The following is a 9,121-nucleotide window of genomic DNA, read 5'->3' as shown; positions in this document are numbered from 1 at the left end:
GATCGTGCGCTGCCCGGTCTACGTCGAGCACACCATCGTGCTCGCACCGGGCGACCGGCCGGACGGCGCGGTTCGGCAGGTGCGCGGGCTCGCCGCCGAGCAACCGGGCGTGCGCGCCGGGGCCAGCCAGGTCGTGCCGTTGCACGACGTCGGCACCGGTTACGCGCAGGCGTTCCACGCGCTCGCGGTCGCGCGCAACGGTTCCGGAACGGTCGAGGTCTTCACCGCGCAGCGCGACCTGGTGAGCTTGCTGGGCCCGGCCGCCCGGGCATGGGCCGAACGCACCCTGTCCGGCCTGCTGGACTTCGAGCCGCGCCGCGCGCAGGACCCGGACTCCGACGCGCTGCTGAGCACCCTCGGTTCGTGGCTGAACTTCGGCACCGGCGCCGCCCGCCAGCTCAAGATCCACCGCAACACGCTGACCGCGCGGATGCGGCACGTCGAACGCATCCTCGGCAGCGACCTGCGGGACATCGGCACCCAATCGCGGCTGCACCTGGCGCTGCAACTGCTCGGACCGCCGCGCGGGCTGCGCGCCGCCGACGACGGCACCGAGCTGCTCGAACTGCTCACGACGGCGGAAGTGCGCGCCTGGGCGCACCGCCAGCTGGCGCCGCTGCTGGCCGCGGAGGGGCATCTGCTGGCGACGCTGCGGGCGTGGCTGGACGGCGACGCCCGGCTGGAACCGGCCGCAGCGACGCTCGGCCTGTCGGTTCCGGCGGCGCGCAAACGCCTCCTGCGGATCGAGGGAGTGCTGGAGCGGTCCCTGCTGCACGGCCCGTCGGCCCGGTACGAGCTGTACTTCGCCTTGCACATCAACGACTCCCCGGACTGAGCGCGCCGGGCCGCGCGACGCCACCCGCTGGGAGGCACCCGGTTGGGCCGCTCGGCCGTTGTGCCCGAGTACGCCGCAACCGAACCTCGATGCAGGGGGCGGCGAGGGGAGCGCGCGATGGCACAGGGGGACGAACTCACCGGACGGCAAACGCAGCGGCCGCAGGCCCGGGAAACCGGCCGCGTCCCCGCCGCGCGAAGAGCGGTGCACGACCGGCGCGGAACCCCGGATGTCCCGTCGCTGCAAGCGATCCCAGGCGTGGACGTCACGCACGCCAACCCGGCGCGGATGTACGACTACGCGCTGGACGGCTCGCACAACTTCAAGATCGACCGCGAAGTGGCGGACGCGGTGTTCGCCGTGCTGCCCACCGGCCCCGCGGTCGCCCGCGCCAACCGGGCGTTCTTGCGCCGTGCTGTCGAACATTGCACCGAGGCGGGCATCGACCAGTTCCTCGATCTCGGCTCCGGCATCCCCACCAGCGGAAACACCCACGAGATCGCGCAGGCCCGCAATCCGGGCGCGCGCGTCGTCTACGTCGACAACGAGCCGGTGGCCGCCGCGCACACCAGCCACCTGCTGGAGCGCAACGACCGGGCCGCGATGGTGCGGGCCGATCTCCGCGACCCGGCCGCGGTGCTGGAGGCGGAACCGGTGCGGCGGCTGCTCGACTTCACCCGGCCCGTCGCGGTGCTCATGGTCGCCGTGCTGCACTACATCGGCGACGACGAGGGCTTGCCGGACCTGCTGGCGGCCTACCGATTGCGCTGCGCAGCGGGCAGTCGCCTGGTCATCTCGCACACCACGCAGGACCGCAAGCCCGAGGTCGCCGGTGCGCTGCGCGACGTGCTCGCACGCGCGGGAACCGAGGTGACCCACCGCGATCGCGGTGCGGTGCGGGAGCTGTTCACCGGCTGGCGGCTGCTCGAACCCGGCGTGGTGTGGACCCCGCAGTGGCGCGCGGTGCCCGCACCGGGTGAGCGACCGGCGGACTCCGAGACCTGGTGCGGAGTGGCCGAACTAGGCCTTTGAGCACGCTGCGCATCCACCCGGCTGCAGTACGTTTCGTTCGCTCGTGCACGGAAACCCGGTGGTTGTCTGACACGGGACCGGACAGGAGGTGAGCGGCCGTGGCGCAACGTACCTCGCAGGAAGGATCGATGCGGGAACATCCGGATGTCCTGGACATGCAACGGCAGTTCGGGTCATCCCTGGGGTCGCCGCAGACGGTGCTCGGGGACGGGCTCTTGGCGCTGGCCGGGGTGTGGACCGCGATCTCGCCGTGGGTGCTCGGGTTCAGCCTGACCAGCCCGGCGATGCGGAACCAGGACCTGATCATCGGGCTGGTGGTCGCGGCCATCGGGCTCGGCGTGACCGGCATGGCCGAGCGGGGCGGCGGGTTGAGCTGGGTCGCCGTGCCGCTGGGCATCTGGCTGATCATCTCGACCTGGGTGGTGCCCTCGATGGGGCCCGGCATCGGGTTGATCTGGAGCAACGTGGTGGCCGGTGCGGTCATGATCCTGACCGGTGCCAGCGTGGCCGGGTTGGCGTTCATGAGCAAGCTGCGCGCGAAGTGACTCCCGGGTGCCGGGCACGCCCCGGCACCCGACCAGGAACCCGGCGGCACGACTGGCAGCAGTGGCACGACCAAGAGCAGGGCCTTCGCCGAGCACGCGGGGAAGTCGATTCGAGTGGGACCGGTCCGAGCGGCCGGTCCCACGACTTTGTGCGGTTGCGAGCCCGCTCGGCGGCGCGCGGGAGATCGACGACGGGCCGGTTTGAAGCCGCGCGCATGAGATAGCTCATCGAGCGACCCACCCGACTGGTTCGCTCGGCTAACCTCCCGTGGCGATTCAGGCGTTCTCCGCCGCGGCCGCGGAGGGAAGGATCGGAGCCCGCGTGACAGGAGTGATCACCGGGTTCTCCGTCATCGCGGCCATCATCGCCGTCGGCTACGCGCTGGGATGGCGCGGCTCGCTGGGCGAGCAGGGCCAAGAGGTGCTCAGCAGGCTGGCGTTCTCGGTGGCCACCCCGGCACTGCTGTTCACCACGCTGGCCGGCGCCGACCTGTCCGTGCTGGTCTCGCTGCCGCTGGTGATCACGGCGCTGAGCACGTTCAGCACCGCGGGCACGTTCATCGCGGTCGGCGTGCTGCGGCGGTGGGACATCGGCCGGACCACGATCGGCGCGCTGTGCTCCAGCTACGTCAACTCCGGCAACCTCGGCATCCCGATCGCGGTGTACGTGCTGGGGGACGCGTCGCTGGTCGCGCCGGTCCTGCTGCTGCAGCAACTGGTCATCACGCCGATCGCGCTGGCGGTGCTGGACCTGTCCCGCCCCGGCGCGCGCGGGCCGTGGTGGTCGCGGCTGACCGCTCCGCTGCGCAATCCGGTGGTGATCGGGTCGCTCGGCGGGGTCGCCGTCGCCGCGACCGGCTGGCAGGTGCCCGGTGGCCTGTTCGACCCGATCTCGCTGCTCGGCGGGATGGCGGTGCCCGCGGTGCTGCTGGCCTTCGGGATCTCGCTGCGCGGCAGCAACCCTCCGGGCCGCAGCCCGGAGCGGGGCGTGGTGTTCCTGTCGGTGGCGTTGAAGTCGGTCGGCCAGCCCGCCGTGGCGTGGCTGCTCGGCGCGCTCGTGTTCGGCCTGAGCGGCGCGGTGCTGTTCGGCGTCGTGGTGACCTCTGCGCTGCCGGCCGCGCAGAACCTGTTCACCTACGCCGCGCGCTACGAGACTTCGATGACGCTGGCCCGCGAGTCGGTCCTGCTCTCCACGATCCTGGCCGCCCCCGTGATCGGAGTGGTCGCCGTCCTGCTGGGCTGACGAGCTCTCTTCCCGCGCGCGCCGAAATTCCCGAGCGAACGGACCGTTGGCCCGATCTATTGGGACCAACGGTCCGTTCACTCGGAAACGGCGTTGCCGGCAGCGGTGCGCGAGTCAGGGACGCGTCGTGGTGCGCACGAAATCGAGGGCCTGCGGCCAGGACAGCTTGTAGGCGGTCGCGTTGACCTCCTTGTCCTGCCTGCCGCGGGCGCTGAACCCGTGATCGGCACCCGGGTAGTTGTGCACGATGCTGGCCCCCGTTTCCCGGCCGTTGAGCGCGGAATCGAGCGCGTCGAAGCTCTCCCGCGGCACGAGGTGGTCCGCACCCGGGTACAGCATCATCACCGGCGCCTGGATCCGGGCGGCGTGCTCGGCGGCGTCCAGCGCGTGGTTCGCGGCCGGCGGGATCGGCACCGTCGGGTGGTAGGCCACCACGTTCGCCAGCCGCTGGTCCCGGCCGCCGAGCAGCAGCGCGAACCGGCCTCCCATGCACCAGCCGATGACACCGACCCTGGACAGGCCGAGTTCGTCGAACATGTGCGTGAGCAGGCGTTCCAGCTCGGCAAGCACCGTCTCGTCGTCGAGCCGGCCCATCAGCTCGAACAGCTTCTCGTGCGCGGTGTCGTCGGCGCTCGGGCCCTGCCACGGGTCCCAGGCCAGCGCGGTGACCCCGGTGCCGACCAGGTCCGCGGCGAACTCCCGCACCTGCTCGCTGACACCGGTGACCATCGGCAGCAGCAGCATGCCCGCACCGCCGTCGTCGTCCGGCCGGGCGAGGTACACGCGGGAGGAACCGACGCTGGTGAACTCAGCGGTGATCGTTTCAGCCATGGCGCCACCATATGCGCCGTCCCGGCACCCGCGCCCAGCCGGGAGCGGACGTTCGGGCGTGCGCACCCGATTCCCAACCCGTTGGATCGGGTTTACCCCGGGATCTCCGGCACCTACGGTCCTCGCATGCCGCACCGGCCGATGCTCACCACTCGGGAGCACGTCGACCTCTCCCGGGTCTGCGCCGCGCGCTGTCCGCGCTGACGCCCCGGTCCCGCTTCACCTCATCCCGCGCTCCGCCGTTCGGGCGCGGCCGGCGCGCGTGCGCGCCCGATCCCCGGAGGAGTGCATGAGCACCTCGCGACGCTCGTTCCTGTCCGCGCTGACCGCCGCGCCGGTCGCGCTGAGCCCGATGTTCCTCGCGGCGTGCGGCGGCGATCCGGCGGTGCGCGCGGACGGCAGCGTCGACCTCAGCAAGGTCACGCTGACCGTCGGCGACCAAGCCGGGATCCAGCAGTCCCTTGTGGACGCCGCGGGCGTCCTGGGCGACGTGCCGTACCAGCTGCGCTGGTCCCAGTTCGCCGCCGCTTCGCCGCTGCTGGAGGCGTTGCGCAGCGGCGCCGTCGACATCGGGTTCGCAGGCGACGCGCCGACGCTGAACGCGCTCGGCTCCGGCGCCGACCTGAAGATCGTTTCGGCGACCCGGGCGCAGCGCTCGTTCGGGCAGGCGATCCTGGTGCCGCCCGGCTCGCCGATCAGCACCGTCGCCGACCTGCGCGGCAGGACCGTGTCCCCGACGACGCCCGGCAGCGTCGGGCACTACCTGCTGCTCAACGCGCTGCGCGAGGCCGGGCTTTCCGGGCGGGACGTGCGGATCAGCTTCCTCGAGCCGGTCAACGCCAGTGCCGCGCTGAGTTCCCGGGCGATCGACGCTTGGTCCACATGGGACCCCTACACCGCGGCGGCGCAGGTGGAGCAGGGCGCCACCATCCTGCGTGACGCGCGAGGGCTGTCCTACGGGCTCAGCTTCATCAACGCCTACCAAGAAGCGCTGGACGACCCGGCGCGCCACGCGGCCATCCGCGATTTCATCGCCCGCTACAACCGGGCTCTGGAGTGGGCGCGGGCGAATCCCGCGGCGAACGCGCGGGTTTACGGCGAAGTCAGCCACCGCGGGCCGGAGGTAGCCGGGCTCGTCGCGCAGCGCCAGCAGCGCGTCGGCGGACCGGTCGACGGCCGGGTCGTCGGGCAGCTGCAGGAGATCGCCGACAACTACGAGCGGTTCGGCGTGCTGCGCGAGCACCTCACGATCGCCGAACACGTCGACACCGGGCTCTACTGACCCGCCCGCTCCGCTCGCCGGAGGGGCCGGGGCGCTGCGCTGCGAACCCCGGCCCAGGTGCGGATCAGCGCAGCGGCTTGCGGCCCACGCCCGCCCAGATCGCGGCCTCTTCCGGCGCCGCGAGGTCCAGGTCCGGGGTGTAGTTCGGGCTGCGATCCTCCGGGTGCCACTCCGAGGTCCAGGTCATGCCCGGCGCCAGCATCTCGAAGTCGCCGAAGAACGACCGGATCTCCTCCTGCGAACGCCAGATCACCGGGCTGGTGGAGCGGTCGTACATCTCCTTGATGCCGACCAGCTTCGCGTCCATTTCCGGCAGCACGCCGTCATCGGTGACCTGCGAGATCGCCAGGAAGGAACCGGGCGGCAGCAGCTCGCGGTAGCGGGCCATCACCTGCGGGGAGATGTCGGTGCCCTCGGGGCCGAGTTGCTGGACGTGCAGCACCGCGATCAGCAGCACCGCGATCGGCTCCTCCAGGTCCAGCACGCCGGTCTCGATGGCGCGCTGCCAGAGCTTGTCCGGGTTGCGGAAATCGGCGTTGATCACCGCGTGCCGGTCGGTGTCGCCGTCGGTCTCCAGCAGGACCTGCGAATGCGCGACGGCCACCGGCTCGTGGTCGACGTAGACGACCCGCGATCCCGGCTCGACCTCGTCGGCCACCGAGTGCGTGTTGCCCATCGTGGGCACCCCGGAGCCGATGTCGATGAACTGGTGCACGCCCTGCGAGACCAGCCGCCGCACCGCGCGGTGCAGGAAGAGCCGGTTGTTGATGGCGATCGGGCGCAGCAACGGGTACTTCTCCAGGACGCTTTCCCCGAACGCGCGGTCGATCGCCCAGTTGGCGTCGCCGCCGAGGTAATAATCGTAGACCCGCGCGACGCTGGGCTTGCTCAAGTCCGCTTGCTGCGGGGGGAACGGGTCGTCGTCCACATCGCTCATTCGCATGGTCCTTCATTCACGACCGGGTGATCTTGGGACGCATAGTAGTCCTCCGGACGCCGGTTGTGACGGGCGCCCGGGCGGAATTAATCCCAACCGTGATGCTCCCGGTCAGAAGGACATCTTCGAGCGGAACTCCGCGGCCAGTCCCTGCAGGAACTCCACCGACTCGTTGACCTCGAGCGCGGCGCCGCGCAGCCGGTCCCAGGAGTCGACGAACAGCTCGAAGTCGTTCTCGTCGTCCAGGTAGATCCCGCCGGCGGCGTGCTCGATGAACACGAAGTCCTTGGTGGCGTCGGAGAAGCGCATCATCGTGAAGTCGTTCGGCACGAACGCCAGCCGCACGTCGAACGGCAGCACGTGGATGAACACCCGCGGATAGCGCTCGCCGAGCTCCAGCAGGTGCTCGACCTGGTCCAGCGCCACCGGCGGGTTCGGCCCGCCCGGGATCCGGCGGAACGCGGCCTCGCCCAGCACGAACCGGTAGTACGGCGGGCGGTCCAGGTCGAAGACCTGCTTGCGGTCCTGCCGGTTGCGCACCAGCGATGTCACGTCGGTGGCCCGGTCCTCGCTGAACTGCGTGAGCATGTAGTGCTCGGACTGCAGCGGACCGGGGATGCGCTCGCCGTGCCAGCTCAGGATCTCCCCGGCGGCCGGTTCGAGGTCGGTGAAGGTGCGGAACCAGTGCGGCACCGCCGAGCGGTAGCCGGACCACTGGCCGCGCTGGCCTGCGCTGCTGCGCGCCAGCTCCAGCATCACTTCGGCTTCGGTGTCGCTGGTCTGGAACGCTTCCAGCATCGACTTGAGCTCGGCCTGCTTGACCGCGACGGTGCCGGACTCGATCTTGTTGACCTTGCCCTGGCGGCACCCGAGCAGCTCGGCGACCTCCTGCTGCGTCATGCTCGCAGCGATCCGGGCTCGCCGGATCTCGTTGCCGAGCTGTCTGCGCCGCGACGTCACCGTGCTCGGCACTCGGACTCCCCGATCTTCGTTCACTGACCCGACAAGCAGATCATGGTAGCCGAGGGCGGTGGGCGGGACCGCCCACCGGGCCCGGTGCCTGAATTGCCCCGAGATTCACCCTTCAGGGGAATAATCGACCCGGGGCAACCGGACGATGGTGATCACGGCAGGTCGAACGCCCCGGTGCGGGCCGCCGACAGGAAAGCCCGCCACCGGCGGGCGTCGAAGACCAGGACTCCGTCGTCGATGTTCTTGCTGTCCCGGACTCCGATCGGGCGACCGGCGCCGAGATCGTTCACCTCGACGCAGTTGCCGCCGTTGGGGCCGCAGCGGCCGGCGGAGATCCAGCCGTGCCGGGGGAAGTCCGGGGTGTGCGTTGTCGCGTTCGGGGTGTGCACCTCGCGCCCTCCTTGGGTCGACTCGACAACAAGATTAATCGTTCACTAGGATTAATCTCAACAACGGAGGGAGCAAAGATGCCCAGCGTTGCCGAAGGCTCCGCACGTCCTCGCCGCGCGCCCGCTGCTACCGGGTCCGACCAGCGCGTTTGGGTGCTGCGCAGGCATGTCCGCGTCTCGCTGCGCGAGGCGCACGCGATCACCACCGTCGACTGGGACGCCGGGGTGGCGCGGACCGCTTGCGGGCTCGCGCTATGGCCCGAATCCATCGCCGATGTCCCGGAGGGCGGTTGCATGCCCTGCGTGACGTGCGTGGCGGCCACCCCGATGCCGACCTCCGAGTCCAGCGACCCGGAAATCGACGAGCGGCGCTGAGCGCAGACCGGCCGTGCGTGCGGTTCGGCGCCCGACGCTCGACCGCTACCGGCACCCGACCGCGGCAGGCTCTCGACCACAGCAGGTCCTCGACCGCGGCAGATCTTCGACTGCAGCAGAGACTCGACCGCGGCAGGGACTCGCATCCGTCCGCGAGCCGTCCGGCCGCCGGGGGCATCGCATCCGGACGATTCGCCGACCGCTGATCTGTCCGGAAAGCTCAATCGACTGACCGGCGATGTCATGACCTAGATCACTCGTACGACTTAGCGTTCTCGTCTGTCCGGCGTCGCGCCGTGCTCCACAAGGCGGACGACCGGTGCGGCCCTTGGCGCGGTGGCGTTCGCACGCCCGCTGCGAGGTCCGCGGTACGACGGGGTACGAGCTGACGGCGGTCCGGATGAGCAACACGAGCACCCGCGCTACGGTGCGGCGGAGAATCCTGGGGTTAGCGCTGCTGCTGTGCGGGGCGCTGTTCATCGTCCTGACGGTGGCGACGTATCAGCGCGCGTTCACCTCCAGCACGGACGTGGTGTTGGAGGCGGCTTCGACCGGGAACCAGCTGCTGCCGGACTCGGACGTGAAGACCCACGGCATGATCGTCGGCCGGGTGTCCGAAGTGGAGCCGACGCGCAACGGCTCGGCGGTGCACCTGGAGTTGGAGCCGGACAAGGCGAAGT

Annotated in this window: 10 protein-coding genes and 1 pseudogene; 7 read left to right on the top strand and 4 right to left on the bottom strand. The window is 70.8% G+C overall.

The window, feature by feature from the left end; all coding sequences use genetic code 11:
* From IJH84_RS02550 to IJH84_RS02535, 4 genes are all read left to right on the top strand, one after another.
* On the top strand, positions 1 to 835 hold an 835-nt coding region (locus IJH84_RS02550; RefSeq protein ID WP_295139759.1), incomplete at its 5' end, for a helix-turn-helix domain-containing protein.
* A gap of 117 nt (positions 836 to 952) precedes the next feature.
* A complete protein-coding gene (locus IJH84_RS02545) occupies positions 953 to 1,867 on the top strand; it encodes an SAM-dependent methyltransferase (protein WP_295139758.1) in 915 nt (304 codons plus the stop codon).
* A 98-nt stretch (positions 1,868 to 1,965) separates the two neighbouring features.
* The gene (locus IJH84_RS02540; protein WP_295139756.1) at positions 1,966 to 2,412 is read left to right on the top strand and encodes an SPW repeat protein; all 447 of its coding nucleotides are present in this window, start codon (positions 1,966 to 1,968) and stop codon (positions 2,410 to 2,412) included.
* 322 nt (positions 2,413 to 2,734) lie between these two features.
* A complete protein-coding gene (locus tag IJH84_RS02535) occupies positions 2,735 to 3,655 on the top strand; it encodes an AEC family transporter (protein WP_295139754.1) in 921 nt (306 codons plus the stop codon).
* A 114-nt stretch (positions 3,656 to 3,769) separates the two neighbouring features.
* Here the strand turns inward: IJH84_RS02535 and IJH84_RS02530 are convergent, their stop codons facing one another.
* Positions 3,770 to 4,486 carry a dienelactone hydrolase family protein gene (locus IJH84_RS02530; RefSeq protein ID WP_295139752.1) on the bottom strand — a complete coding sequence of 239 codons (717 nt, stop codon included), beginning with the start codon at positions 4,484 to 4,486 and terminating at the stop codon, positions 3,770 to 3,772.
* 289 nt (positions 4,487 to 4,775) lie between these two features.
* On the opposite strand from IJH84_RS02530, the gene IJH84_RS02525 reads away from it, so the two are divergent.
* On the top strand, positions 4,776 to 5,768 hold the full coding sequence (locus tag IJH84_RS02525) for an ABC transporter substrate-binding protein (protein WP_295139750.1): 993 nt from the start codon (positions 4,776 to 4,778) through the stop codon (positions 5,766 to 5,768).
* A gap of 64 nt (positions 5,769 to 5,832) precedes the next feature.
* On the opposite strand, the gene IJH84_RS02520 is transcribed toward IJH84_RS02525, so the two are convergent.
* From IJH84_RS02520 to IJH84_RS02510, 3 genes are all read right to left on the bottom strand, one after another.
* Positions 5,833 to 6,705, bottom strand: a complete 873-nt coding sequence (locus IJH84_RS02520) for an SAM-dependent methyltransferase (RefSeq protein ID WP_295139748.1) — start codon at positions 6,703 to 6,705, stop codon at positions 5,833 to 5,835.
* A 111-nt stretch (positions 6,706 to 6,816) separates the two neighbouring features.
* Complete coding sequence (locus IJH84_RS02515; protein ID WP_295139746.1) at positions 6,817 to 7,677, bottom strand: helix-turn-helix transcriptional regulator; 861 nt, start codon at positions 7,675 to 7,677, stop codon at positions 6,817 to 6,819.
* A gap of 152 nt (positions 7,678 to 7,829) precedes the next feature.
* Positions 7,830 to 8,066 carry a DUF397 domain-containing protein gene (locus IJH84_RS02510; protein ID WP_200070534.1) on the bottom strand — a complete coding sequence of 79 codons (237 nt, stop codon included), beginning with the start codon at positions 8,064 to 8,066 and terminating at the stop codon, positions 7,830 to 7,832.
* 78 nt (positions 8,067 to 8,144) lie between these two features.
* On the opposite strand from IJH84_RS02510, the gene IJH84_RS02505 reads away from it, so the two are divergent.
* Positions 8,145 to 8,441 (top strand): hypothetical protein, encoded by a 297-nt coding sequence (locus IJH84_RS02505; protein ID WP_295139744.1) that lies wholly within the window; start codon positions 8,145 to 8,147, stop codon positions 8,439 to 8,441.
* A gap of 400 nt (positions 8,442 to 8,841) precedes the next feature.
* A pseudogene (locus IJH84_RS02500) lies at positions 8,842 to 9,121 on the top strand (ABC transporter substrate-binding protein); the annotation flags it as partial.

Origin of the sequence: Saccharopolyspora sp., from assembly GCF_017434145.1 — a bacterium.
Lineage (GTDB): Bacteria > Actinomycetota > Actinomycetes > Mycobacteriales > Pseudonocardiaceae > Saccharopolyspora_C > Saccharopolyspora_C galaxeae.
Note: the sequence above shows the minus strand (reverse complement) of the source record. Positions and strands in the feature narration are given on the sequence as shown.

Coding starts and splice junctions, on each gene's coding strand:
- IJH84_RS02545 (WP_295139758.1), top strand. CDS start 953: ATGGCACAGGGGGACGAACTCACCGGACGGCAAACGCAGCGGCCGCAG.
- IJH84_RS02530 (WP_295139752.1), bottom strand. CDS start 4,486: ATGGCTGAAACGATCACCGCTGAGTTCACCAGCGTCGGTTCCTCCCGC.
- IJH84_RS02525 (WP_295139750.1), top strand. CDS start 4,776: ATGAGCACCTCGCGACGCTCGTTCCTGTCCGCGCTGACCGCCGCGCCG.
- IJH84_RS02520 (WP_295139748.1), bottom strand. CDS start 6,705: ATGAGCGATGTGGACGACGACCCGTTCCCCCCGCAGCAAGCGGACTTG.
- IJH84_RS02505 (WP_295139744.1), top strand. CDS start 8,145: ATGCCCAGCGTTGCCGAAGGCTCCGCACGTCCTCGCCGCGCGCCCGCT.